The sequence below is a fragment of the Hymenobacter sp. 15J16-1T3B genome (assembly GCF_020711235.1).
GTDB lineage: Bacteria > Bacteroidota > Bacteroidia > Cytophagales > Hymenobacteraceae > Solirubrum.
In genome coordinates this window covers 34,588-58,067 of sequence record NZ_JAJFAV010000024.1, presented here as the reverse complement: position 1 = coordinate 58,067, position 23,480 = coordinate 34,588, and the positions used below count along the sequence as shown (strand labels likewise).

The window sequence follows — 23,480 nt, the reverse complement described above, 5'->3', positions numbered from 1 at the left end:
GTGCCAGTGAGGCTTACTTGCTCTGCGGGAATTCCGTGAACGAGGAGAAGTCCACGAGCTTGCCCTTTTCGAGCATTTTCAGCTCTTCCTTCAGGTTCTTTTCGTTGCTCTTGGTGGTATATTCCGTGTCGAGCTTGGTCAGGTCGGGCTTGCCGGCGTTGACCCAGGCGGTGTACCAGAAGTTGGCCGTGGCCTGGGCCGCGGTGCGCAGCTGGCGCTCCACCATACGGTTCAGCTTCTGGTGGACGGCGGCCGTGTAGGTCTGCGTGCGGTACGAGCTGTTGAAGATGTTTTTGCGCGGCTGCCCGTTGCTGGCCTCGATGACCTGGTCGGCGGGGGTGGCGGCGGCCAGTTGCTTTTCCACGGCCAGCAGCGTGTCGGCGGCGGCGTGGGCCTGCAGCACGATGCGCCAGATTTCGGCCGTCGGGTCCTCGATAAACTTGGGCTCGGCCAGCTTGAAGTTGTAGGTCTTGCCGAACTGCTCCACCATCTGCGACTCGTAGAAGGCGTGCACGCCCTTCTGGCCGGTTTTCTGCCCGTCGTGGTTGGCCGAGGTGTGCAGGGGCTGGGTGGCGTCGCCGAGGTAGTGGCCCAGGTCAGCCGCTACGAAGAGGATTTCGTCCTTGTGCTGCTTTTTCATGGCCGCCGTCAGCTTCACCATCATGTCCTGCACGTACCAGGGCAAGCGGCCTTCCTTGTCGAGCAGGGCCGCGTCGTACTTGGCGTAGGCATCGGCCGAGGCGTGGGGAATGGCGTTCAGGTCCTCGCCGTAGTTTTCCAAGTCGATGTAGTGGCGCGGGCCCTCGGCCTTGTCGCTGAGCACGTACTTGCGCGAATCGGGAATGACGGCTTCCGTGACCACGAAATCGATGTGGTTATAGAAGAACGTGCGCATGGAAGCGGGCAGGGCCAGCACGGCGGCGCGGTTCACGCGCTGGTGGCCCCAGTTGCCCCAGGCCATCAGCAGCGAGGGAACGGCGACTAATGCGGCAGCGGCCAGCACGGCGCGGCGACGAATGGAAAACATGGCGAAACGAGGGAGGTTAAGGAGGGTCAAGGCAGCAAAGGTCACGGGTTTGGCGGCCATGTGCAAAGAACTGCGCCAAAGAAAACGCGCGGCCCCGCCCGCCGCGAAACGACGAGCCCGCCGCGGCAGGACCACGGCGGGCTCGTACGGAAACATCCTGGGGGCTTGCGGCCCCAGACGGGGTGCCGGCCTAGGCCTGGCGGCGCTTGCGCAGGCGGTTCAGGGCGTAGGTAGCGCCGCCGGCCAGCAGCAGGGAGGCGCCGCCGTCGAGGGGCACGGCGGTGGGGTCGGCGGCGGGCGTGCCGGGCGTGGGGCCACCCGAGCCCGGCGTCTGGGCCTGGGCGGTGTAGGTAAGCAGCAGTGCGGCCAGGGCCAGAGCGGTGCGCAGGGTTTTTACCAAAGCAGTCATGTAGGTAGGCAGGAGAAAAGGGGCGCCGCGCGAAGAAGCTGGCGCGGCGCCGTAGGAGGTTAGAGACTTAGCTTATTCGACCACCAAGCGCTTGGTGACGGTGCCCTCGGGCAGCGCCACGCGCACCGAGTATACGCCCTTGGCGAGGTTGGTCAGCGGCAGCGCCACGGCCGTGCCGCGGCCGGTAGCCGGCACGCGCTGCGTAAGCACCTGCTGGCCCAGCGCGTTCAGCACACTCACCGTCACCGGCTGCTGGGTGGCGGGCAGGCCCAAAGACACCAGGCCGCGGGCCGGGTTGGGGTACACCGATACCGTGGCGGCCAGCTGGGCTTGGCTTGCCGAGGTCACGCGGGGTGCCACGTCAACCGAGAAGCGGCCCGGGGCCTCGTTGGCGGCAATGGCGCAGCTGTACGTGGGCTGCTGCTGCAGGTCGATGGCGGCGCCGGTCAGCGCGTCGCGCAGGGTGGCCGTCCAGCCGGCGGGCAGGTTCAGGAGCTGCTCAGCGCGCAGGGTGTAGGTGCCGCTTTGGGCTACGCGCACCAGCAGGGGCACCGTCACGGGGGCCGTGCTCAGGGCCGGCAGGCCGCTGATGGACAGCTCCGCCGCGCCGGCCACGGCGCCGAGTTGCACCGCGTTGCCGTTGCCGAGGCGGTAGGCGTCGTAGCCGCTGTCGAAGCCGGCGGTAGCGCCCTGCTCGAAGTACACGGCCATTTCATCGGCGGCCGAGCCGGCGGCGTTGGCCAGCGTGAGGCGCAGCAGCGGGCGCGTTTCGGCGGTGGTGCGCTGCAGGCCGGGGTTTTGGTACGTGGTCAGGCGAGCGGCGTTGGTGAAGGCCATGGAGCCCGCGACGCCCGGCACCGAGGTGCGCACGAAGAAGGCCTGGCCCATGGGCAGAATGTTGGAGCCGCCGTTGGCCGGCACGCCGTTGACGTAGCTGGCGTAGGAGCCCGCGTACTGCCCGCTCGAACGGAACACGTACACCGCGTTATCGAGGCCCGTGCGGGTGAGCTGGGTGAAGTCGATGGGGGCGGGGTAGGGGTTGCCGAGCAGGTGCCAGCCGGCCTGGGAGCCGGTGCCGCGGGTCAGGTTGGTGCGGTTGAACGTGCCGTTGCCCAGCGTGCCCACGAAGTCCATGATCTGCCGACCCATCATGTTGACGGTCAGGCCAAAGGTCGGCAGCAGGCTGGTAGTCACCGGCGACACCCAGCCCTTGTCGAAATCCGCCACGGCCGCGCCGCTGGTTACGCGCGTTTCGTCGTAGCTGAATACGTTCGGGAAAGGCGTCACCGAACCGGGGTTGGGGGAGGTATTGTAGGCCGCGTTGGTAACCGGGCTGAAGCCGCCCCCGCCGATGGTCATGTCGGCGAGCGTGGTGTTGGTTACGGGAGGCGCCAAGTGGCGGTAGCCCATTTGCGGGCTGGTCGTCGGGCCGATGAAGCGCTCCACCGTCACGTTGCCCGTCACCGCGGCCGAGCCGTTGTTCACCACCATGGCCGTTTCCGAGCCGTCGATGCGCGAGTGCAGCGTCAGGTTGCCGTTCGACTGCAGGTTGCCGTTGAGCGTGAGCAGTTGGTCGAGGGCCAGCGGCTGGTTGAGCACCGCGCCCGCCGCGCCGATGGTGGCCCGGTAGAGGCTGGCGTTGCCCGTACCGCTGAAGGTTTGGGTTGCCGCGCCGTTGGTTTGCAGGGTACCCGCGCCCAGCAGCAGCCCGTTGTTGGTCAGGTTGCCGCCCAGCGTAAACACGCCGCCCGAAGCCACCGTCAGGTTGGCGCCGCTGGCAATGGTGAGGTTGTTGACCGCTGCCGTCGTGCTGAGCACCGGCATGTTGGGTACGCCGGCCGGAATGGTCACGTCGTCGGTGGCGGTGGGCACGGTGCCGGCGCTCCAGTTGGCCGGGTTGGTGTACACGCTGCTCACCGCGCCGGTCCACTGGTTGCTGGCCAGCACCACCACCGTCAGGTCAAACTGCTGCGAGGCCACGGGCGTGCCGTTGTCGGTGGCCAGCAGGCTGATGGTGTGCGTGCCCACGTTGCAGGCCGCGCCGGTGATGCTCAGGTTGACCGTGGGGTTGGCCGTGCCGTCGTTGGCCACCGTGGTGTTGCAGAGGCCGTTGGTGTTGGTCGCCACCGACACCGTCTGCCCGGTTTCGGGGCCGAGAAACTGCAGCGTCAGGTTGCGCGTCTGGCCCACGCTCAGGGTAATGGTGTTGCCGGCGGGCAGGCCCGCCGCCGTCGGTTGGGCGTTGGTCGACACCGAGCCCACGCGGAACGAGAAGCACTGGTTGTCGAGCCAATTCACGCCGCTTTCGTCCTGGTTGTTGGGGTGCGAGCTGTCGTTTTTGCTGAAGCGGCCCACTTGGATGAAGCTCGTGCCGTCGCCCTTGTTGACGCCTACCGTGGCGGGCGTACCCCCCACGCCGAAGCCAAAACCGCCCTGCCCGCTGTCGGCGTCGCCGGTGGTCCACTGCATGTCGCCGTAGGAGAAGAACACGTCGTCGCCGGTGAAGCCGGGGGCCGTGTTGGCCTTGATGACGAGCTGGAAGGTGTTTTTCTTGTCGGCGTGGCGGGCGAAGTAGGCCACCCGGTTCCAGGTCACCACGAACTTGTCCGGAAACTTCTTGAAGAAGATGTTGCCGCTGTTGTGGATGGCCGTGGTGTCATCCATTTCCACGTCCACGTCGGCCCAAAACGGGGCAATCATGGGCACGGCCGTCGGGAAGCCCGTGGCCGTGAAGGTGGTAAAGCCCTGCCCAAACGAAATGTTGCCGTTCGAGTTGACGTACACCTGGTTGTAGACGTTGCCGTAGAGCGAGAAGTTGAACCCCAGCGCAATTGGCCCGATGTAGGCATCGTCGTACCCGTCGAGGCGGGGGAAGTGCTGCCAGCCGCCGGTGGCGGTGGTGTCCAGCGGCTCGAAGCAGGCCGGCAGCGTAATGGCCGCCGGGCCGCCGCTCGGGCTGGCGGCCTGCCGGGCGGGTTGCGGCGCCGCTACCGGGCGGGCAGCCGCCCGTTGGCGCTTGCGGGCCGCGTACGTGGGGTCGTCGAAGCTCGGCGACCAGGCATTGGCGGGACGCCCCGGAGGCAGAGTGGTTTGAGCGTGGGCCTGCTGGGTTGCCCACGCCAGCAGCACCGCCGGCACCAGGGTAATGGATAAGCGCGGAAGGGGTGTCGTCATAGTTTGGAAGTAGGTTGGGAGGTGGATGTCGGCACGAAAATATTGGCCTTTTTCCAACTACCACCCATCCTCACATTATCATGTGAGGCACCCTATCTCCCAACGTACCAACCCGAAGTCGGCCGGCCGGCGCTGGTGTTATTGCAGCAGCGGCACCACGGCGGCGGCGCTGCTCAGGGCCGCTTCCACGGTGCCCCCGGCCTCGCCGGTGTACAGCGCCTCGCCGGCGAAAAACAGCGTGTCGGCTACCGGCGTGCTGAGCACCTGCCGCGCCGCCGCCGCGCCCACCGTGGTGTAGGTGTAAGCGCCCCGCGCCCACGGGTCGGCGCCCCAGTTGACGACGCGGTGGGCGCGCAAGTGCCCGCGCAGCTGCGCCTCGCTCAGGCCGAAGATGCCGGCCAGCGACGTCAGCGCCTGCTCCAGCAGCTGTTCGGCAGACGCCGCCGGGTCGGCGCCGGGGCCACCCAGCCAGCCCGTAAGCACAGGACGCGGGTCGGGCAGCTGGCTCCACCAGGTGGGCATGGCCACGTCGGCAAATACAAAGCCCAGCTCCGGCGCCGGCCGGGGCGCTTCCGCCGATGCCCAGAAGGCCTCATCGAACTCCAGCAGCACCTTCACCACCGTGCCCATGCCCAGGGCCGCGGCGGCGGCCCGCAGCCCCGGCAGCTTGGGCTTGAAGCGTAGCGCGCCCGGGGCCTCGGGCGGGGCCTGCAGCACGCCCAGCGGCACGGTGAGCAGCGCTTGCCGGGCTTCGAATGCGCCCGCCGGCCCTTCGCAGCGCACGTGGCCGGCTTGCCAGCGCACCGTGTGCACGGGCGCGTTGAGGTGCACCGTCACGCCCGCCGCGCGGCAGTGGCGCAGCAGCAGCTCGACCAGCTGGGCGTAGCCGCCCACGGGCCGCGGCGAGTCTTCGGCGCCCCCGGCGGCCCACTCGGCGCGCAGGGCAAGCGTGCTGGCCCGGCGCGGGTCGGCCAGGTCGTAGCCCTCGGCAAATTGCCGGACCTGCCGGCGCAGCTCCGCGTTGTTGGCCCCGCCGAAGTAGCGGTCCAGGAAGTCGGCCAGCGGCAAATCGTGCTCCAGCCCCTGCAGGGCCTGTTGCAGGCGGGGCATGTCGCTGATAAAGTCTTCGGCCTCGCGCAGCTGTCCGTCGCGCAACTGGTAATTGCGGCCGGCGGTATCGTGCCAGGGCACGCCGGCCTCGCGCAGCAGGGCCTTGGTCAGCGGCGCCGCGCCGTGAATAAATTCGGCGCCGCCCTCCACCGCCGCCGTAAACCCGTCGCCGGTGATGGTGTGAATGCGGCCGCCGACCCGGTCGCGGGCTTCGAGCACGGTGACGCGCCGGCCGGCGCGGGCCAGGTCGCGGGCGGCGAGCAGGCCGGCCACGCCCGCGCCGATGACAAGGAGGGAGGAGTCAGACATAAAGCAAGGCGGCCCGTGACACGAAAAGCCACGGGCCGCCTTCAGGTACGTAAGTCCGCCCGCGGTGAGTTGCCGCTTCTGCGCGGCTGGCTCTTGGGTGCCCGGCAAATGCCCGCCGCCGCACTGGTAATTACGAGGGCTAGGGCGGCCCTTTGCGGCATTGAATCAGGTAAAACGGCTGGTTTTCCTCGATTTCCCGGATGGCCACCAAGCCCACGTCGCCAAACTCGGCGCGGATGGATTCCCGGTCGTAGAAAAAAATGGGCGCACCCGCGAACCGCTCGTAGCGGTCCGGGCTGATCAAGCGGCCTTGGCCGTAGGCAGGAGCCTGTTTGGAAATGGTCGAAAAGACCATGCAGCCGTCGGGGCTAAGCTGCCGGTAACAGTCGTGGAGGAATTTTTTTCGCTCGTTGCCGTCCAACAAATGAATCAGGGCGTGGCAAAAAATGCCCTGGTACTGGCAGTTGTCAAACGGCATAGCCGTCACGGAGCCGTGGTAAATAGTCAGGGCCCCGCCGTAGTGCTGGCGGGCCAGGTCGATGGCGGTTTGGGACAGTTCAATGCCCGTCACAGTCATGCCGGCCTCCGTGAATACCTGCGCGTTGCGGCCGTAGCCCATACCGGGAACGAGGACCTGGCGGACGGCGTGCTCAACAAACCAGTCCCGCGCCACAAGAGCGGAATTAGCCGGCGCAAAGCCCCACATTGCTTGCTTCTCGGCGAAGCTGGCTTCCCAGAATTCGGGCTGGTCACTGTCGGAGCTCATGGCGGCTATCTATCGAGGAAATGGAGCCCGCGGCTCTGGGAAGTGGTAAGCAGCGCGGCTTCTCGCGCCGAGCGTCCGGCCCTCGTCGGGGCAAGACGGCTCTCTTGGTCCGAGCAGCCGACTCCCGACCCTGCATACGCCGGTCGGGATGCCGCCGTTGAAACCACGGAACCGTCGACTGCCGAGCGAGTTGGCGGGTGCCGGCCTTATCGGCGCCGCCGGGGGCCGCGTTGCTCGCCGGTCACTACCGAGTACGCGGGAGGAGGGGCGGCCTAAAAGTCTTCCGCAATCAGCTCGTGGTTGATGAACGCGGCGGCCTTGCTGCCGTTGGCCACGGCCGCGGCCACTTGGCGCATGAGGGTGCTGTTGTCGCCGGCCACGTACAGGCCGGGCACCGCGGTGCGGCCGAATTCGTCGGCGGCAACCAGCCCCGCGTCGGTCAGGGACAAGCCCAGCTGGGTGCCCAGGTCAGAAGCCTGCCGGAACGGCACGCGCGCAAACAGCGCGGTGAGCGGCAGCCGGGTGCCGTCGGCCAGGCGCAGGGCCCGGAGGCGGCCGGCTTCGTGCTCCACGGCCTGCAGCGGGGTTTCGATGACGGTTACGCCGCGGGCGGCGAGGTGGGCGGCTTCGTCGCCGCTGAGCTGGCTGGGGCCGTTGGTGAGCAGGCGCAGGTCGGGGCTCCAGTGGTGGATAAGGCGAGCAAACTCGAAGCCCGAGTCGCGGCCGCTGAGCACGGCCAGCGGCTGGTGGTGCACCTCGTAGCCGTGGCAGTAAGGGCAGTGCAGCACCGAAATGCCCCAGCACGCGGCCAAGCCCGGAATCGGCGGCAGCTCGTCGTGCAGGCCGGTGGCCAGCAGCAGCTTGCGCCCCGCGTGGGTGGCGCCGTCGGCCGTCTCGACGCGAAACCCCGCGGCGTCCGCCGCGGCGCCGACCACGGTGGCGGCCCGCAGCTCCACGGTGGGGTAGTGGGCCAGCTGCGCGCGGGCAATGGCAGCCAGCTCGGCGGGCGGCACCCCGTCGCGGGTGAGGAAGCCGTGGGAGTGGGGCGTCTGGCGGTTGCAGGGCTGCCCGGCGTCGAGCACGAGCACGCGGCGCAGGGAGCGGCCGAGCACCAGCGCGGCGCTCAGGCCGGCGTGGCTGCCGCCGACGATAAGCACGTCGTAGGAGGGATTAGCAAACATGAAATGCGGAAATTGGGCGGGAAAACCGGCCGCGGGAAACCTTTGCGCCGCGGCCGACTTTACAAACCTAGCGCCCTCGGCTGCGCCGTCCGCTGGCGTTTTGGAGAGCTACTTTCCCTTTGTATAGCCCGATGTCGACCCTGAACCCCCAGGAACTCCGCCCGATCTGGGACGCGCTGGCCGTTGTGTGCGGCCGCTGGCGCATGCCCATCATTCATTGCCTGTGCGGGCAACCGCTGCGCTTTTCCGAGCTGGAAGCCCACCTCGACTGCATCACGCCCAAGGCGCTGGCCGAGCACCTGCACGCGCTGGAGCTCAACGGCCTGGTGCACCGCGAAGTCGTGCCCTCGCGCCCCATTGTGACGCGCTACGGCCTCACCGAGCACGGCCGCACGGTGCTGCCGCTGCTGCAGGAAATGCGCCGTTTCGGCGAGCAGCACCGCCAGCATTTGACGACGGAAGTGTAAGAGTCAGTGAGGATGGAAGTTCACGGTTAATTAGCAGGCGGCTTCGAGCTGTGGGCCGTCGAACGGCGCTGTTAAGTCAGGGCCATCCTCGTCTGGCGCCTGCGCAGGGAAGGACCTTGCCACGGCAGTCAGCAACTACCTGACGCCAGCCGCGCCGGCGTGCTAAGGCCCTTCGCTACACTCAGGATGACAGCTCCTGAGCCCCTCACAAGCGCGTAAACTCTTACCCTCTAGTTAGTACTTCGTCGATGAGGCCGTAGGCTTTGGCTTCGTCGGCGCGCAGCCAATAGTCCCGGTCGGAGTCGTCGTGGATTTGCTGGACGGTTTTGCCGGTGCGCTCGGCGTAGATGCTGTAGAGCTCCTGGCGCAGCTTCACCACCTCGCGGGCCGTTATTTCGATGTCGGCCGAGGGGCCCTGCACGCCGCCGGAGGGCTGGTGAATCATCACGCGGGCGTGGGGCAGCGCCGAGCGTTTGCCGATGGCCCCGCCGCAGAGCAGAAAGGCTCCCATGCTGGCCGCCAGCCCGGTGCAGATGGTGGCCACGTCGGGGCGGATGTACTGCATGGTGTCGAACATGCCCAGCCCGGCGTACACCGAGCCGCCGGGCGAGTTGATGTAGAGCAGAATGTCCTTTTGCGCGTCGACCGACTCCAGGAACAGAAACTGCGCGATGATGATGTTGGCAATGTTGTCGTCGACGGCCTGGCCCAGGAACACGATGCGGTCCATAATCAGGCGCGAAAACACGTCGATTTCGGCGAAGCGGGTGGGGCGCTCCTCGATAACCGAGCGCGTCATGTTCTCCAGGTAGGGCCGGGCCAGGCCGGCGGCGTGGTGCAGGTACTGGTCGACGCGCAGGCCGCTCAGGCCCTGGTGGCCGACGGCAAAGCGGCGGAATTCAGTGGATGCGTGCATGGCAGAGAGTATGGTTCGTTTCTCGTGGTTGGGGGTGGGGCGTACGCGCGTCGGCCGCCGCTGGCAGGCGGCTGCGGCGAAAGAAAAAACGGGCAAGGCGTGGCCTGGCAGCGGCCAGCGGGGCCGCCGCTACGGGCGAAACAGCACGGAAAATGAACCGCTAAACCAGCCGGGCCTCAGCGGCGCAGGCCCCGCCGCAGCAGGGCGCGCAGGCCGCCCACGGCCCCACGCAGCCAGCCCGCCGAGGCCGGGCCGTAGAGCTGGTGGTGAATGGCTTGCAGCTCCCGGCGCAGCTGCTGCCGGCCGGCCAGCTGCAGGCCCCGGTACAGCTGCTGCTGGGCCTGCGCGTCGGCGGCCAGCTCGGGGTCGAGCAGCTGCGCCAGCTGCCAGGCGGGCGCCTCGGCGGCGGGGACGGGGCCGAGCAGGTGCTGCTCGATGCGCTGCAGGCGGGCGAGTTCGGGGCGCATGGCGTTAGCGGGTAAGCAAGTCAGCGGTGTCGGCCCAGGCGGTGCGCACGGCCGCGCGCAGCCGCTCCAGGCACTTGAATTTCTGCACCGTGGCCGAGCGCACGCTGCCGTAGCGGTGGGCGGCGGCAATCTGCTCCAACGGTTGGCGGTGGTAGTAGAAGGAGAGCAGAATGTTCTGGCACCGCTCGCCGAGCCGGGCCAGCTGCTCCAGCACCGAGGCGGCCTCCGGTTCGGGCGCGTCGGGGTCGGGCAGCGCGTCGGCCTGCGCGGGGCTCAGTTCCGCGTGGGGGTGCTGCTGCCGGCGCTGCCATTCGCGCCGCCACAGGTTGCGGCTGATGGCCACCAGCAAGGTGCTCGGCGCGGCCGTGAGGGTGAGCGTGCCGGCCACGGCCTTTTCGTAGAGCACCAGGAGCGCGTCCTGAAATACGTCCTGCGCATCCTGGGCCGAGCCGCCCTGCCGCCGCACGTGGCGCTCAACCATCGGGAAAGTACGCCGGTACAGGCGGGTGAGCGTGCCGGGGCGGTCGGCCAGCAGCTCGGCGCGCAGCTGAGCGGCGCGGTCGGTGGGCAGGGGCAGGTCGGTAGTCATAGCAGCGGGTGATGTACTGATTAATCGGCAGAACGCCGAAGTATCACCGCCGCGGGCGCAAAAAAGTTTGGGCCGGGCTGGTTGGCCGCCGGCTCGCAGCGGCCCCAGCCGGCTGCGGCCTGGTATTTTTTCGAGCCCGGGTGCGGCCGCCGTCCGCTATTTTGCGCCCCCAACCGCTCCCGCCCATGCGCTACGCCGACCACGCCCTGGCCCAACTTCTCGAACGCACCGAAGCCCAAACCAACGCCGCCATCGTGACGGCGCGGGCGCAGCGGCAGCCCGGCAGCGGGGCCGCCTGGCGCACCGTGGCCGGCGCCTACGTGCTGTTCGACGGTCTGGAGTCCCCGCTCACGCAGACCTTCGGGCTGGGCTTGTTCGGGCCCGTCGGCGCGGCCGAGCTCACCGAAATCGAACAGTTTTTTCTGGAGCGCGGCGCCCCGGTCATGCACGAAATCAGCCCGCTGGCCGATGCCGCCCTGCTGCCCCTGCTGGCTGAGCGCGGGTATCACCCGCTCGAATACACCAACGTGCTGTACCGGGAGCTAACGGCCGACTACCGCCCGGCGGCCCAGGTCCGGCCGGAGCTGCGTACGCGCCGCATCCAGCCGGGCGAGGAGCTGCTCTGGGCCCAGACGGCCGCGGCGGGCTGGAGCACCGAAATGCCCGGCCTGGACGACTTTATGCTCGATTTTGGGCAGCTGAGCGCGTTAAGCGCGGGCTCCGAGCCGTTTGTGGCCGAGCTGCACGGGCAAGTCATTGCCACCGGCGGCCTGTTCGTGTACGACGACGCGGCCCTGCTCGCCGGGGCCAGCACCGTGCCCGCGGGCCGGCGCCAGGGCGCGCAGCTGGCTTTGCTGGAGGCGCGCCTGCGCTACGCCGCCGCGCAGGGCTGCACCGTGGCACTGATGGGCGCTTTGCCCGGCAGCCAGTCGCAGCGCAACGCCGAAACGCAGGGCTTCCGCGTGGCCTACACCCGCACGAAGTGGGCCCTCGGCCGGTAAGCCGCCTCTACGGCCTGCCCCCAGACGCGGCGGGAACCTGCGGCGGCGGGTTGCCGTTTGCCAACGTATTTTTGGGGCTGCGCCCGGGCTGAGTGGCCCGCCGGGCCGCGGCCTTACCTGCTTCGCTTATGCAACAATCAACTCCTTCCGTGCGGCCCACCGCCGAGCGCGTGCAGCGCGGGCAGCGCAGCGCCCTGGTGGGCGTGGGAGCCAACTTGCTGCTGGCCATGGTGAAGGGCGCGGCCGGGGTGCTGGGCCACAGCTACGCCCTCATTGCCGACGCCATTGAGTCGGCCTCCGACATATTCACTTCCCTGTTCGTGTGGCTGGGCCTGCGCGCCGCCGCCCGGGAGCCCGACGAAAATCACCCGTACGGCCACGGCAAGGCCGAGCCGCTGGCGTCCATGCTGGTGGCCGGGGCGCTGGTGCTGGCCGCGGGCATCATCGTGTGGCAGAGCATCGGCCACATTCTCACCCCGCACAAAATTCCCTCGCCCTTCACCTTGCTGGTGCTCGGCGGCGTGGTCATCGTGAAGGAGTGGCTGTTTCGGCACATCGACCAGGTGGGCGACGAAGTGGGCAGCGGGGCCGTGAAAGCCGACGCCTGGCACCACCGCAGCGACGCCATTACCTCGCTCACGGCCTTTGTGGGCATCAGCATTGCCATCATCGGCGGCCCCGGCTTCGAAAGCGCCGACGACTGGGCGGCCATCGGGGCCTCGCTCATCATCGTCTACAACGCCTACCACATCTTCCGCCCGGCCCTGGGCGAAATCATGGACGAAGCCCCCGCCGGCACCTGGCCCGAAGACGTGGCCCGGGTGGCGCGCACCGTGCCCGGCGTGCTCGGCACCGAAAAGTGCATCGTGCGCAAGATGGGCTTCGAGTACTTCGTCGACCTGCACGTGCTCGTCGACGGCGACATCAGCGTGCGCGAAGGCCACGCCGTGGCCCACGCCGTGAAGGACACAGTCATTGCCCAGCTACCCGCCGTCTACGACGTGCTGGTGCACATCGAGCCGGAGGACTGGCACCAGTAACGGCGCGTAGCTTGCCAAGCGCAATTAGGGCGGCTGGCCTGGTCAAAGTCGAACGAAAAAAGAAGGACGTCATGTCGAGCTTGTCGAGACATGACGTCCTTAATGCTTCGTTATGACGTTCTGGTCGGTGTCGTCTTGCTGCGGTTACTCCCCCGGCTCTAGCCCTGCCAGCTTGGCTCATCGGCCGTGGGGCCGTAGGTGCCGGGCACGGGCACGTCGAGCAGGCGCAGGTACACGGTGAGCTGGCCGCGGTGGTGAATCATGTGGCTGATGAGGTGGCGTACTACTTCGCCGCGGAGCTGCGTGAAAATGACTTGCGCGCCGTTGCGCATGGTCCAGGGCTGCTCCAGGTCTTCGGCCGTGGCTTGTTGCAGGCCGGTGCGGGCGCCCGCGGTGCGCTCGTCGAAGTAGGCCAGCAGCTCCTCGGAACTGGTGAGCGGCGCGGGCACCATGCCGGCAAAGGCCGTCAGATCAATTTCCGTCGTGTCGAGCGTGTCTTTGATCCAGCCGATCAGGTCGGCGGTGTGGCAGGCGAGCTGGCCCAGGGTCATCGACTTGGGGTGGGGCTGCCAGCCGAACTGCGCAGCGGGCACGCGCTCGAGCACGCGGCGGGTGAGCTGGGCTTCGGCCGTCAGTTCCTTGGCGAAGGTTTGGGTGGGGGTGGCTACCAGGGTGGCTTCCATGGGCTTACTGGGGTTTGGGTTGATTGATAGCCCAAACTTCGGCGCCCCCAGTGACAGCCCTATGTCAGCAGACTTCGGCCGGCACGCAAAAAAACGCGTGGGCGGCGCGGGCCAGCTCCTGCACTTGCGCCTGCAGCTCGGCCGGGGCCAGCACCTGCACCTGCCCGGCAAAGAGCAGCAGCCAGCGGCCGAAGTGCTCCAGGCAGCCGGGCACCAGGGTCATTTCCACCCAGCCGGCCGCGTCGGGCGCCTGCTCTTGCTTCCAGCCGAAGTAATGCCGGTTTTCGTGCACCTGCCCGAGCACCTGCGGCCCGAAGCGCACCCGCACCACCTGCGTCTGGCGCCGTCGGGCCTGTTCCGCCCAGTAGGTCTGCAGGGTGTCGGGCCGCGGCTCGAAGGCTTCGTCGAGTACCTGCAGGCCGACCATGCGGTCGAGGCGGAAGTCGCGAAACTCCTGGCGCAGCCGGCAGAAGGCCACCACGTGCCAGTGCTGGCCGAAGTACACCCCGATAGGCTCCACGTCGCGGCGGGAGGGCGTGCCCTGGTGGCCGGCGCGGTAGTCGAGGCGCACCACGCGCTGGCGGGCAATGGCGTCGAGCAGGGGCTGCTGGGTGCCGGCCGCGGGCGCGGGTTCGGCCGGGCGGCGCGCCCCGCCCAACACGCGGATGCGCGCGCTGAGCGCCTCCACGTAGTCGCGGTCGGGGCGGCGGAGCACGGCGCGCAGCTTGTCCATGGCCGCCTGGCTGAGCTGGGCCGTGTGCGCGTCGGTGAGCTGGGCGGCCAGCTTTTCGGCGGTGAGCAGGGCCGTGGCTTCCTCGCGGGTAAACATCACCGGCGGCAGGCGGTAGCCCTCGGCCAGTGAATAGCCCACGCCGGCCTCCCCGCAGACGGGCACGCCGGCTTCCTCCAGGGTGCGCAGGTCGCGGTAGATGGTGCGCAAGCTCACGCCGTAGCGGGCGGCCAGCTCGGGGCCCTTCACCACGCGCTTGGCCTGCAATTGCACGAGCAGGGCGGTAATGCGGTCGAAGCGGTTCATGGCCGAAAAATAAGGGAAGTACGGGGCTGACGGGGCGCCGTCAGGTGCGGGCGGCAACCCGGGCTACCGCCCGATGGCGTACTGGATGCCGCCCCACAGGTGCTGCCGGAACGTGGGCTCGGCGTAGCTCTCGGGCGTGTGGCCCAGGCCCGTGTAAAAGGCCCGGCCGCCGTCGTAGGCGTGGTACCAGGCAATGGGGTGCTCGGCGCCGTGGGTCCCGCCGCTGTAGCTGGTTTCGTCCACGGTGGCCAGCACGTGCAGGTCCGGGGCGAGGTTGCGGAAGTTGTACCACTCGTCGGTGCGCGGCCACGCGGCGGGCAGGCCGGCGGTGGCCGGGTGGCGGGCGTCGGTGATGCGGACGGTGGCCGGCTGCACCTTGGGGTGGTTGGCGAAGTAGGCGCCGACCAGCCCGTTGTACCAGGGCCAGTCGAACTCGGTGTCGGTGGCGGCGTGCACGCCCACGAAGCCGTGCCCGGCGCGGATGTACTGCTCGAAAGCCGCTTGCTGGACGTCGTCGAGCACGTCGTGGGTGGTGTTGAGGAAGACGATGGCCCGGTAGCGCTTCAGCTGGCCGGGCGTGAAAAAGCCCGCGTCGGCGGTGGCTTCCACGGTGAACCGGTGCTCCTGCCCCAGGTCCTGAATGGCCTGAATGCCCGCCGGGATGGAAGCGTGCTGGTAGCCGGCGGTTTTGTGAAACACGAGCACGGCCGGCTTGGCCGCCGGGGCGGCGGGCGGCGCGGTGGGGCCGGCGGTAAAGGCCACACCGGCGGCCGTCAGTAAGGATATTGTTTTCATGGACCGCAGCGAAATAGAAAGGCAAGATACGCGGGGCCGGGCCGGCCGGGCAACGCCCGCAGGCAACGTTCCCGACAACGTTTGCATAAATAAACCCGGCCGTGGGGTGGCTCTTTTTGCCGCGGCCGGTGAAACTTCCGGCTGCCGCCGGGCCGTTGGGCCTGGGGCGGGGCCCGCCGCCACGCCTTTTTTTCGGTCTGATTTCACGTTTCCGCGCATGCATCATTGCTCTTCCCGTCCGGCCGCTGGCCTGGTTATTCTTCGCACCGCCCGCACCCTGTTCATCGGCGGGGCTTTGCTGGGCAGCCTCGCGGCCTGCGGCAGCAAAACCAAAACCACCGACCCGGACCCGGTCACGCCCGATGCCGGCACCAACGAGCCCGCCATGTTTGCGCAGACGGGCTTCTCGACGCAAAACGGGGGTACCAGCGGCGGGGCGGGCGGCAGTACCGTCACCGCGCGCACCCTGGCCGAGCTGCAGCAATACGCCAGCAGCACCTCGCCCTACATCATTAAGATTGAGGGCACCATCTCGGGTGGCACGCAGGGCGCGTCGGTTCTGGTCAATTCCAACAAAACCCTGCTGGGCGTGGGCTCGGCGGCCTTTCTGGAGGGCGTGGGCCTGACCATCAGCGGTAAGCGCAACGTCATCGTGCGCAACCTGAAGTTCACCATGTCGACGGTTACCAATACCTACATCAACGACGAGAACCGCCCGCAGGTGGCCGTCAACGACGGGGACTGCGTGACCATCGAGGCCAGCCAGAACCTGTGGATCGACCACTGCGAGTTTTACAACCTCGACCCGGCCACGCAAACCAACCAGGACCTCTACGACGGGCTGGTGGATGCCAAGGGCAACAGCCAGTACATCACCGTGTCGTGGAGCTACTTCCACGACCACCACAAGTGCCACCTGATCGGCTCGTCGGACTCGGACAACCTCGACCGGAAGATGACCTTTCACCACAACTACTACTCCAACATCAAGGAGCGCCTGCCCAGCTACCGCGGCGGCACCGGGCACGTGTTCAACAACTACTTCAAGCACGTGACCGGCTCGGGCGTCAACTCGCGCGTGGCGGCCTGCCTGCTGGTCGAAAACAACGTGTTTGAGGACGTGCGCGACCCGGTGACGAGCAAAAACAGCGCCCTGGGCTACTGGTCGGCCAGCGGCAACCAGTACCTGAACTGCACCGGCTCGCAGCCCACCAATGCGGGCTGCACGCTCACGGTGCCTTATGCTACCACCGGCGTGCTCACGCCGGCCGCCGAAGTCAAAGACGCCGTTACGACCAAAGCCGGCGTCGGCAAGCTGTAACTACCGCCTCACATAAACTGCCCCGTAAGCCCCGGCCCTGGCCGGGGCTTTTTTTGGTGGCTGGCCCAGCGACGCCACTGCCGGCGCGCCCCGCGCCGGCCGACCACTGGCCGAAAAAGCAGCTGGCTCAGGCGTAAAACAAAACCGGGCCGACCCCCAGCGGAGTCGGCCCGGTTGAGCAAGGCGTACGCGGCTAGTTACTGCACTACCACGCGGCTGGTGTAGCTGCCGGTGGCCGTGGTCAGGCGCACCAGGTAGGTGCCGGCCTGCAAGCCGCGCAGGGGCAGCTGCCCGGCTTCGGTGGCCGTCACCGGCTGGCTGACCACGCGCTTGCCGGTCAGCGTGAGCAGCTCCAGCTGGCCGGCTTGCTCGGGGGCGCCGGCAAAAGCGTAGCGCAGTTGCCCGTCGCTGACCACGGTCGGGTAGACGCTGAATACCGGCTGGCTGGGCGCCGCGGTGCGGGCTGCCGGCGCGGGCGCTGCGGCCGTGCCGCGGCTGGCCGTGGCGCAGCTGCCGAGCGCGCAGCCGTGCTGCAGGTGAGCCGGCACGGCGCTATGGGCCACGCTGAGGGCGCCGCCGTTGTGGCACAGGGTTACCTTGTCGCCGTGGGGGCCGCTGCGCACGTCGAGCACGGTGAGGGTGACCGAAGCCGTGGCCGCGCAGCCGAACTCGTTGGTGGCCGTGACGACGAAGGTGTAGGTGCCCGCCGCGGTGGGCGCAAACGTGGGGTTGGCGGCGGTGGCGCTGCTCAGGTCCGTGGCCGGGCTCCACTGGTAGCTGGCGGCCCCCGTGGCATTGCTGGCCGTCAGCGTGAGTTGCTGGGCGCCGTAGCCGAGGAAGAGGGTGGCCGCGTCGCCGCCGGTGAAGGTGTTGTCGCTGCGGCTCAGGGCAATGGCCGGGGCCGGCACGGCGCCGATAACCGTCACGGTCGCCGGGGCCGAGGCCGTGTTGCCGCTGGGGTCGGTGGCCGTCAGGATGACCTGCTGGGCGCCGAGGGTGCTGCAGTCAAAGCTGCTGCGGCTCAGGGTCAGCGAGGCCAGGCCGAAGTCGTCGAAGCTGTGGTTGTCCACGTCGGCCGCCGTAATCGTAGCCGCGCCGTTCACCAGCGTCACGGTCAGGTTCTTGGTCACCACGGTCGGGCGCACGGTGTCCACCACCGTGAAGCGCCACACGTCGCCCGTGGCCGTTTCGCCGTCGCGCACGGCATCCACGCGCCAGTAGCGGGCCCCGAGCTGGGCTGCGGTGGCGGTAAAGGCGGGCGAGGTCAGGCCGGTGGCGGCGGGCGCGAGGCTAGCGGGGGAGGCGCCGGCAAAGACGTTGTAGGTCTGGGCCGCGCCGGTCCAGGTCAGCGGAATGGCGCCGTAGGGCACGGCGGCCGCGCCGTCGGCGGGGCTGGGGTTGCTGGCTTTGGCTACCAGCGGCGCGCCGGCCACGAGCTGCCCGATTTCCGCTTCCGACAGGGCGTAGTTGTAGAGGCGCACGTCGTCGAGCTGGTCGCGGAAGGGCTTGTTCTCGGCCGAGTTGCCGAGCAGCAGCGCGTCGCCTTTGCCGATGCCCAGGGTGGTGTAGGTCTTGCTGGCGACGAGCGTGCCGTTGAGATACAGCTTCAGCGTCTTCGAGTCCACGTCGCGAATGGCCACGATGTGCTGCCACTGGTCGTTGAAGAGGTTGGTGGGCGCGGCCGACACGCGGAAGGCCACGTCGGTTTTGGTCACGCCGTCGTCGATGCCGAAGGTCAGCACCCCGTCGCGCAGCTGCAGGCCGTACCACTTGCCGGTCGTGGCTTCAAAAGTGCCTTTCTGCAGCAGGTAGCAGTCCTTGGCGTTCGAGGAGGTGTAGGTGTTGGCCGGAATCCGGGCCCAGAGCGCCACCGTAAAGGCGTTCTGGTCGAAGAGCAGCTGCGGGGCGCTGGGCACCACCACGGCGCCCGTGCTGGCGCTGCTCGGGCCGAAGAGCAGGCTGCCGGCCAACTTACCGGCCGGGTTCCAGCTGCTGGTCGGCAGGCCCGTCAGCGTGCCGTCCTGGTGGTAGTTGCTGTGGTCGTGGGCCACGAGGCCGCCGGTTTCATCGAGCTGGTAATGCGCCACCAGCCCGCGCGGGTTGCCGGTGCGGAATGCCCACGTCTCGCCCGCCGTCGTGCCCAGGGCATTGACGGCGTCGACGCGCCAGAAGTAGCTGGTGTTGGCCGCCAGGCCGCTCAGGGCGGCGGCCGCGTCGGTCACGCTCACGTCGCCGACATAGTTCAGGGCGTTAGCGGCGGTGCCGAGGTAGAGCTTGTAGGCGTCGGTCTGGTAACCGCCCTGCCAGTTCACGCGCACGTCGCCGAAGCCTTCGACGAGGGCGTTCGGGGCCAGCGAGGGGTTATACGCCTGCAGGGGCAGGGGGCCGGCGTGGCGCAGTTTGATGATGTCCTGGGCCGTGAGCACGTAGTTGAACAGCTTCAGCTCGTCGAGCTGCCCGGTGTAGGGCGCCGGGGCATTGGCCGTGGAAGCAAACTCCAGCTCGCCAATGTTGCCGATAATCAGCGCGCTGGTTTCGCCGATGCCCAGGGCCTTGGTGCTTATTTCCTTCACCAAGGCGCCGTTCAGGTACAGCTGCAATTTCTTGCCGGCGTAGTCGCGGATGGCCACCACGTGCACCCACTGGCCGGAATAGAACACGGTGCCGTCGGTCTGCAGCTCGTCCTTGTTCACGTCGTCGTCGATGGCGAAGCGCAGCTGCCGGTTCTTGAACTCGATGTCGAAGCGCTTGCCGGTGGCGCCGGTGGCCGCGTTGCGGGTGATGGAGCCCTTGCAGAGCAGGTAGGCCGACTGGTTGTTGGTCTGCGGCAGCGTGGCCGGGTCGGCCTTCATCCAAAAGGCTAGCGAGAAAGAGTTACGGTCGAGGTAGAGCTGGTCCTGGTGCGGAATGCGCACCACGTAGCGCGTAGGGTCGGCGGTGGCGAAGTTCAGCGCCCCCGCCACCTTGCCCGCCACCCGGATGCTCTGGTCGTCGTCGTCGAGCCCGAGCACGCCGTGGTTCTGGTAGCTCGACTGGTCCAGAATCTGCAGCCCGTCGGCCTGCGTCTCGTCGAAAGCCCAGTAACCCACCAGCTCGGGCACCACCGAGCCAGTAGTACGGAACGACCACACCGGCCCTTCCGTCGTGCCTTTGCTGTTCACCGCGTCGATGCGCCAGAAGTAGGTGGTGTTGTCGGCCAGCCCGCTGAGCGTGTAGCTCGGTGCGGCGCTGTAGGCCACGTCGGCGCGCTTGGTGAGCGTGCCGGCCGCGGTGCCGACGTACACGCTGAACGTGGTGGTATTGGCCGAGCCGGTCCACTTCAGCTGCAGGCCGCCGGCGGTGAGGTCGGCGTAGGGCTGCCCGTCGGTGGGCGTGGGCGCGGCGGGCACGGCGGGCGCCGAGGGCAAAGCCGGCGTGCGCACCGAGGCGGGCGTGCTGTAGGCCGAGGCGCCGGTGGGCGTCAGGGCCTTTAGGCGGTAGTAGTAGGTGGTGTTGGGCAGCAGGCCGGCTTGGTCGGTGTAGCTGGTGGCGTCGGCGGCGGGCTGGGCAATGGCCGCGTACGTGACCCCGTCGGTGGAGCGCTCCAGCACGAAGCCGGTTTCGGTGGTGGCGTTGTCGGTCCAGCTCAGCGCCACGGTGCTGCTGGGCGCGGGCAGCTCGGCCGAAGTGGCCTGCAGCTGCAGGTCCGTGGGCGGCTTCACGAAGGCCGGCGCGGGCGTCTTGATCAGCGAGTTGACGTAGACCTCGATGTTCAGGTACTGCGGCTGCGCGCTGCTGAAAGCTACTGCGTCGGCCGGGTTGGTGGGGTTCAGGCCGTGGCTGCTTTCCCAGGCATCCGGTAGGCCGTCCTGGTCGGTGTCGGTGGGGGCGGGGGCGCTGAACACCTCGCCCAGGCCGCCGTTGGCGAAGGGCAAATCCGACTCGTTGTAGACGTAGTAGCCCTGGGTGCCGCGGGAGCGAACCTCGGCTATCATCTGCCCGTCGACCTGGTCGCGGCGCGGGTAGCAGGCTCCGGCCGAGTCGATGACGTGCTGGTAGGCTTGCGCGGCCGTCATCTGCGGGGAAGCCGCCGGGTAGGCAAAGGGCTGGCTGCGGAAGCCCGCGCCCACGATGCCGGGGTAGCCCACGGTGTCGTAGGGCACCAGCGTGCCGTTGAGCTGCCCGTCCCGGTCGTTGTCGAAGTAGTTGCCGGCGCCGTAGAGGTAGAACGTGCCGGTGCCGCGCGAAAAGGGTGTGGTCTTGCTCGGCGGGGTGAGCGGGCCGCCCACGAAGTAATTGTTGATGATGTTGACCTCCGACACGCCCGCCGAGCCGCCCATGATGTAGGCGTCGCCCGACCAGCCGTAGTTCAGCTGGTTGCCGAGGCGGTTGCCGTTGCCCCAGTCGTACACCACGTTGTTGACGAACTCGTTGATGCCCTTGACTTTGGGGTTGCGGGTCTTGTTGCTGATGTAGAGATTCTGCAGCAAACTCACCTTGCCCCCGTCCGGGGTCTGAATCAGCCCGCCCGCTGAGTGGTTGACCTTGTGCAGGCCCTGGCCGATGATGGAGTTCTGGACGGTGATGTTGTCGGGCATCTGGCCCTTGCCGTCCCAGTTGATGCTGAACACCTCGTCCATGCCCCAGGAAAAGGACATGTGGTCGAGGATGATGTCGGAGCCGTTGGCCAGGCCCGAGGCGTCGTTGCCCTGGTTGTCGGTGGCCCCGAGGCGGATGCGCAGGAAGCGGGCAATGGTGTTGCTGGCCCCGGTGAAGGTCACGCGCTTGTTGAAGAGCACGATACCGTCGCCGGGCGCGGTTTGGCCCGCAATGAGCACGTTGGGCGCCACCTGCACGTTGCTCTGCAGTCGAATGATGCCGCCCACGGCGAAGGTCACCACCCGGCCGGGCTGGCTGACCGCCTCGCGGAAGGAGCCGGGGCCTGAGTCGTTGAGGTTGGTCACCACGTACACCGAGCGGGTGGCCGCGCCGCGGGCCCCGGTGGCAAAGCGGCCGAAGCCGCCCGCGCCGGGAAAGGCCAGCGTCTGGGCTTCGGCGGTCGGAGCGGCGGCCAGCTGCAGCGCCACCGCGGCCCCCAGGGCCAGGCTGCGCAGCAGTAAGCGAGTAATTGTTGTCATATGTGTTGGGTTTGGTGGGGAGTAGGAGGGAAGCCGCGGCGGCCAACGGATAGTTGCGGCAATTTTTTAGGGCTTGGCTGCCAAGGGGATAGGCGTAGCAGAGGTAGGCGGCAGCCAGGGCAATAGTATTCGGCCCCGTAGGCGTAGCCCTCCTGTGCCATCCTGCGGGATCCGCGCCGGCAAAGCAGCTTCGAAAAGCGGCCAAAGCAGGCTGCACGTACCGATTTTATGGCCCAAAGAGCCCTGCCGCGCCACCGCACTCTGCTGGCCGCCGCGGGCCGTTCGGTTCGCTCACTCGGGTAGATTATCGTTTGTGTAGCAGGAGACTACCTTAGAGTTAGGAATTACTCACTAACCGTTTCTTGCTGGTGCTGCAGCAAGTCCTACCGCTGGGCGGGCTGGCTCTGGTCCGCTACAAGCCTTCAGCGAAACCGGGCAGATGGCCGCGGGCCGTCCGCGCTGACCTTCGCAACGGCGGTTTTTCTAGTTTCGCCCCATGAACTTCCGCACCACCCGCCCCGCCGCCGACGAGTACGGCGCCTACTACGACCGGTACATCCAGCAGATTCCCGCCGGCCACGACCCGGTGCAGCGCCTGCGCGCGCAACAAACCGAGCTGCACGGCCTCTTCAGCGGCCTGAGCGACGAGCAGGCCCGGCTGCGCTACGCCCCGGGCAAGTGGAGCATCAAGGAGACCTTGGTGCACATCGTCGACACGGAGCGGGTGTTTGCCTACCGCGCCCTCAGCATTGCCCGCGGCGACCAAACGCCGCTGCCTGGCTTCGACCAGGATGCCTTCACCGCGAACAGCGGCGCCGACGCCCGCCCGCTGGCCGACCTGCTGCGCGAATACGACGCCCAACGCGCCGCCACGCTGGCCCTGCTGGAGTCGCTCCCCGAAGCCGCCCTGCAGCGCCGCGGCACGGCCAGCGACATGCCCGTGAGCGTGCGTGCCCTCTGCTACATGCTGCCCGGCCACGAAGCGCACCACCTGCAGCTCTGGCGCGAGCGGGTGTGGCCGCTGCTGAGCTAGGGTAGCTGCTAGCGCGTTATCGATGAACAGCTAAATATTTTCGAATTGCGGATATTATTTATTGTTTATCGATAAAAATTGAGTTGGTTTGGGGGTATCCAAACCACTCGTTGTTATGACCGCACCCGTACCCGAACCGCCGCTGTTTCGTGTGTTGCGCTGGCTGGCGTTGTTGCAGTATGTTGGCGCCGGGGTGGGCCTGGCTATCAACCTGCTGCTTGGCCTGTGGAGCCTCGGCGACGCCCGCAACGATTTGGCTTTTGTCACCTTACAGGCCACTGCCCGGGCCCGGGGGCAACTGCACACAACCGAAACGGCCTCTGATCCGGCGCGGCCCCCGTACCACCTCGTCGAGAAAAGCAGCCAGCACCGGCTGATCTACCACGAGCCCAACGCCGCTAAACGCGTGGCGCTGGCGCTGCTCGGCGTCAAGAATTCCTCGCTGGGCCGCGCTTCGCTCGGCATTCTGCTCTTCACTATGCTGACCGGCCGGCTGCTCTACCACATGCTGCGCGACATGCGCCTCGACACGCCCTTTACTGAGGCTAATGCCCGGCGCATCCGCTGGCTTGGCCTGCTGGCCCTGGGCATCGATGCCTATGAATTTCTGGCTTTAAAGGCTTTGCAGGCACTGGTGCTCGCGTTTTCCCTCGGCGATGAGCGCCTCGGCACGGTGACGCGCTACATCGTCCTCGATCCTTCCATGGGCGGCTGGGGCAGCTGGAAATTTGGGCTGCTGCTGCTGGTGCTGGCCACCATTTACCAGCGGGGCGTCGAACTGGCCCGCGAGGCCGAACTCACCATCTGACCATGCCCATTGTCGTCAACCTCGACGTGATGCTGGCCCGGCGCAAAATGTCGCTCAGCGCCCTGGCCGCCGCCGTCGACATCACGCTGGCCAACCTTTCGGTGCTGAAAAGCGGCAAAGCCAAGGCCATCCGTTTTTCCACGCTCGAAGCCATTTGCCGGGCGCTGCACTGCCAGCCCGCCGACCTGCTCGAATACGTGCCCGACGACACTCTCGGCCACACCGGCTAGC

At 67.9% G+C, this 23,480-nt stretch carries 20 protein-coding genes; 7 read left to right on the top strand and 13 right to left on the bottom strand.

Going from position 1 to position 23,480, the window contains the following annotated elements:
• Nucleotides 1-13: 13 nt before the first annotated feature.
• From LJ737_RS25700 to LJ737_RS25675, 6 genes are all read right to left on the bottom strand, one after another.
• Nucleotides 14-1,027, bottom strand: coding sequence for a zinc dependent phospholipase C family protein (locus LJ737_RS25700; protein WP_227769643.1), 1,014 nt, complete (start codon nucleotides 1,025-1,027; stop codon nucleotides 14-16).
• A gap of 190 nt (nucleotides 1,028-1,217) precedes the next feature.
• Nucleotides 1,218-1,436, bottom strand: a complete 219-nt coding sequence (locus LJ737_RS25695; protein ID WP_227769642.1) for a PID-CTERM protein-sorting domain-containing protein — start codon at nucleotides 1,434-1,436, stop codon at nucleotides 1,218-1,220.
• A 72-nt stretch (nucleotides 1,437-1,508) separates the two neighbouring features.
• The gene (locus LJ737_RS25690; protein WP_227769641.1) at nucleotides 1,509-4,610 is read right to left on the bottom strand and encodes a DUF8693 domain-containing protein; all 3,102 of its coding nucleotides are present in this window, start codon (nucleotides 4,608-4,610) and stop codon (nucleotides 1,509-1,511) included.
• Between the two features lie 138 nt (nucleotides 4,611-4,748).
• On the bottom strand, nucleotides 4,749-6,029 hold the full coding sequence (locus tag LJ737_RS25685; RefSeq protein WP_227769640.1) for a flavin monoamine oxidase family protein: 1,281 nt from the start codon (nucleotides 6,027-6,029) through the stop codon (nucleotides 4,749-4,751).
• Between the two features lie 139 nt (nucleotides 6,030-6,168).
• Nucleotides 6,169-6,795 (bottom strand): class I SAM-dependent methyltransferase, encoded by a 627-nt coding sequence (locus tag LJ737_RS25680; protein WP_227769639.1) that lies wholly within the window; start codon nucleotides 6,793-6,795, stop codon nucleotides 6,169-6,171.
• 272 nt (nucleotides 6,796-7,067) lie between these two features.
• A complete protein-coding gene (locus LJ737_RS25675; protein WP_227769638.1) occupies nucleotides 7,068-7,976 on the bottom strand; it encodes an NAD(P)/FAD-dependent oxidoreductase in 909 nt (302 codons plus the stop codon).
• A gap of 131 nt (nucleotides 7,977-8,107) precedes the next feature.
• On the opposite strand from LJ737_RS25675, the gene LJ737_RS25670 reads away from it, so the two are divergent.
• Nucleotides 8,108-8,443 (top strand): winged helix-turn-helix transcriptional regulator, encoded by a 336-nt coding sequence (locus LJ737_RS25670; RefSeq protein WP_227769637.1) that lies wholly within the window; start codon nucleotides 8,108-8,110, stop codon nucleotides 8,441-8,443.
• 223 nt (nucleotides 8,444-8,666) lie between these two features.
• Here LJ737_RS25670 and LJ737_RS25665 read toward each other — a convergent pair whose 3' ends face one another.
• The 3 genes from LJ737_RS25665 to LJ737_RS25655 all read right to left on the bottom strand — a co-directional run bounded on the left by LJ737_RS25665 (nucleotide 8,667) and on the right by LJ737_RS25655 (nucleotide 10,415).
• Nucleotides 8,667-9,359: an ATP-dependent Clp protease proteolytic subunit gene (locus LJ737_RS25665; RefSeq protein ID WP_262908044.1), complete on the bottom strand. Its 693-nt coding sequence runs from the start codon at nucleotides 9,357-9,359 to the stop codon at nucleotides 8,667-8,669.
• Nucleotides 9,360-9,535: 176 nt separating this feature from the next.
• On the bottom strand, nucleotides 9,536-9,826 hold the full coding sequence (locus tag LJ737_RS25660; protein ID WP_227769636.1) for a hypothetical protein: 291 nt from the start codon (nucleotides 9,824-9,826) through the stop codon (nucleotides 9,536-9,538).
• A gap of 4 nt (nucleotides 9,827-9,830) precedes the next feature.
• On the bottom strand, nucleotides 9,831-10,415 hold the full coding sequence (locus LJ737_RS25655; RefSeq protein WP_227769635.1) for an RNA polymerase sigma factor: 585 nt from the start codon (nucleotides 10,413-10,415) through the stop codon (nucleotides 9,831-9,833).
• 185 nt (nucleotides 10,416-10,600) lie between these two features.
• On the opposite strand from LJ737_RS25655, the gene LJ737_RS25650 reads away from it, so the two are divergent.
• Together LJ737_RS25650 and LJ737_RS25645 are read left to right on the top strand one after the other, a co-directional pair.
• On the top strand, nucleotides 10,601-11,416 hold the full coding sequence (locus LJ737_RS25650) for a GNAT family N-acetyltransferase (RefSeq protein WP_227769634.1): 816 nt from the start codon (nucleotides 10,601-10,603) through the stop codon (nucleotides 11,414-11,416).
• A gap of 128 nt (nucleotides 11,417-11,544) precedes the next feature.
• Nucleotides 11,545-12,456, top strand: coding sequence for a cation diffusion facilitator family transporter (locus LJ737_RS25645; RefSeq protein ID WP_227769633.1), 912 nt, complete (start codon nucleotides 11,545-11,547; stop codon nucleotides 12,454-12,456).
• A gap of 158 nt (nucleotides 12,457-12,614) precedes the next feature.
• Here LJ737_RS25645 and LJ737_RS25640 read toward each other — a convergent pair whose 3' ends face one another.
• The 3 genes from LJ737_RS25640 to LJ737_RS25630 form a co-directional block, all read right to left on the bottom strand.
• The gene (locus LJ737_RS25640; RefSeq protein ID WP_227769632.1) at nucleotides 12,615-13,139 is read right to left on the bottom strand and encodes a DinB family protein; all 525 of its coding nucleotides are present in this window, start codon (nucleotides 13,137-13,139) and stop codon (nucleotides 12,615-12,617) included.
• A 64-nt stretch (nucleotides 13,140-13,203) separates the two neighbouring features.
• Nucleotides 13,204-14,175, bottom strand: a complete 972-nt coding sequence (locus LJ737_RS25635) for a helix-turn-helix transcriptional regulator (protein WP_227769631.1) — start codon at nucleotides 14,173-14,175, stop codon at nucleotides 13,204-13,206.
• A gap of 63 nt (nucleotides 14,176-14,238) precedes the next feature.
• A complete protein-coding gene (locus LJ737_RS25630) occupies nucleotides 14,239-14,970 on the bottom strand; it encodes a ThuA domain-containing protein (RefSeq protein WP_227769630.1) in 732 nt (243 codons plus the stop codon).
• 217 nt (nucleotides 14,971-15,187) lie between these two features.
• On the opposite strand from LJ737_RS25630, the gene LJ737_RS25625 reads away from it, so the two are divergent.
• A complete protein-coding gene (locus LJ737_RS25625; RefSeq protein ID WP_227769629.1) occupies nucleotides 15,188-16,291 on the top strand; it encodes a pectate lyase family protein in 1,104 nt (367 codons plus the stop codon).
• Nucleotides 16,292-16,488: 197 nt separating this feature from the next.
• Here LJ737_RS25625 and LJ737_RS25620 read toward each other — a convergent pair whose 3' ends face one another.
• Nucleotides 16,489-21,408, bottom strand: coding sequence for a LamG-like jellyroll fold domain-containing protein (locus LJ737_RS25620; protein ID WP_227769628.1), 4,920 nt, complete (start codon nucleotides 21,406-21,408; stop codon nucleotides 16,489-16,491).
• Between the two features lie 496 nt (nucleotides 21,409-21,904).
• On the opposite strand from LJ737_RS25620, the gene LJ737_RS25615 reads away from it, so the two are divergent.
• The 3 genes from LJ737_RS25615 (at nucleotide 21,905) to LJ737_RS25605 (ending at nucleotide 23,479) form a co-directional block, all read left to right on the top strand.
• A complete protein-coding gene (locus LJ737_RS25615; protein ID WP_227769627.1) occupies nucleotides 21,905-22,441 on the top strand; it encodes a DinB family protein in 537 nt (178 codons plus the stop codon).
• 115 nt (nucleotides 22,442-22,556) lie between these two features.
• On the top strand, nucleotides 22,557-23,249 hold the full coding sequence (locus tag LJ737_RS25610) for a DUF2975 domain-containing protein (protein ID WP_227769626.1): 693 nt from the start codon (nucleotides 22,557-22,559) through the stop codon (nucleotides 23,247-23,249).
• A gap of 2 nt (nucleotides 23,250-23,251) precedes the next feature.
• A complete protein-coding gene (locus LJ737_RS25605; protein WP_227769625.1) occupies nucleotides 23,252-23,479 on the top strand; it encodes a helix-turn-helix domain-containing protein in 228 nt (75 codons plus the stop codon).
• Nucleotide 23,480: the final 1 nt, after the last annotated feature.

Bases quoted from the DNA above. Each gene is read 5' to 3' on its own strand.
- LJ737_RS25680 (WP_227769639.1), bottom strand. From the start codon at position 6,795: ATGAGCTCCGACAGTGACCAGCCCGAATTCTGGGAAGCCAGCTTCGCC.
- LJ737_RS25685 (WP_227769640.1), bottom strand. From the start codon at position 6,029: ATGTCTGACTCCTCCCTCCTTGTCATCGGCGCGGGCGTGGCCGGCCTG.
- LJ737_RS25625 (WP_227769629.1), top strand. From the start codon at position 15,188: ATGCATCATTGCTCTTCCCGTCCGGCCGCTGGCCTGGTTATTCTTCGC.
- LJ737_RS25610 (WP_227769626.1), top strand. From the start codon at position 22,557: ATGACCGCACCCGTACCCGAACCGCCGCTGTTTCGTGTGTTGCGCTGG.
- LJ737_RS25650 (WP_227769634.1), top strand. From the start codon at position 10,601: ATGCGCTACGCCGACCACGCCCTGGCCCAACTTCTCGAACGCACCGAA.
- LJ737_RS25635 (WP_227769631.1), bottom strand. From the start codon at position 14,175: ATGAACCGCTTCGACCGCATTACCGCCCTGCTCGTGCAATTGCAGGCC.
- LJ737_RS25660 (WP_227769636.1), bottom strand. From the start codon at position 9,826: ATGCGCCCCGAACTCGCCCGCCTGCAGCGCATCGAGCAGCACCTGCTC.
- LJ737_RS25630 (WP_227769630.1), bottom strand. From the start codon at position 14,970: ATGAAAACAATATCCTTACTGACGGCCGCCGGTGTGGCCTTTACCGCC.
- LJ737_RS25665 (WP_262908044.1), bottom strand. From the start codon at position 9,359: ATGCACGCATCCACTGAATTCCGCCGCTTTGCCGTCGGCCACCAGGGC.
- LJ737_RS25695 (WP_227769642.1), bottom strand. From the start codon at position 1,436: ATGACTGCTTTGGTAAAAACCCTGCGCACCGCTCTGGCCCTGGCCGCA.
- LJ737_RS25645 (WP_227769633.1), top strand. From the start codon at position 11,545: ATGCAACAATCAACTCCTTCCGTGCGGCCCACCGCCGAGCGCGTGCAG.
- LJ737_RS25615 (WP_227769627.1), top strand. From the start codon at position 21,905: ATGAACTTCCGCACCACCCGCCCCGCCGCCGACGAGTACGGCGCCTAC.
- LJ737_RS25700 (WP_227769643.1), bottom strand. From the start codon at position 1,027: ATGTTTTCCATTCGTCGCCGCGCCGTGCTGGCCGCTGCCGCATTAGTC.
- LJ737_RS25670 (WP_227769637.1), top strand. From the start codon at position 8,108: ATGTCGACCCTGAACCCCCAGGAACTCCGCCCGATCTGGGACGCGCTG.
- LJ737_RS25690 (WP_227769641.1), bottom strand. From the start codon at position 4,610: ATGACGACACCCCTTCCGCGCTTATCCATTACCCTGGTGCCGGCGGTG.
- LJ737_RS25655 (WP_227769635.1), bottom strand. From the start codon at position 10,415: ATGACTACCGACCTGCCCCTGCCCACCGACCGCGCCGCTCAGCTGCGC.
- LJ737_RS25620 (WP_227769628.1), bottom strand. From the start codon at position 21,408: ATGACAACAATTACTCGCTTACTGCTGCGCAGCCTGGCCCTGGGGGCC.
- LJ737_RS25640 (WP_227769632.1), bottom strand. From the start codon at position 13,139: ATGGAAGCCACCCTGGTAGCCACCCCCACCCAAACCTTCGCCAAGGAA.
- LJ737_RS25605 (WP_227769625.1), top strand. From the start codon at position 23,252: ATGCCCATTGTCGTCAACCTCGACGTGATGCTGGCCCGGCGCAAAATG.
- LJ737_RS25675 (WP_227769638.1), bottom strand. From the start codon at position 7,976: ATGTTTGCTAATCCCTCCTACGACGTGCTTATCGTCGGCGGCAGCCAC.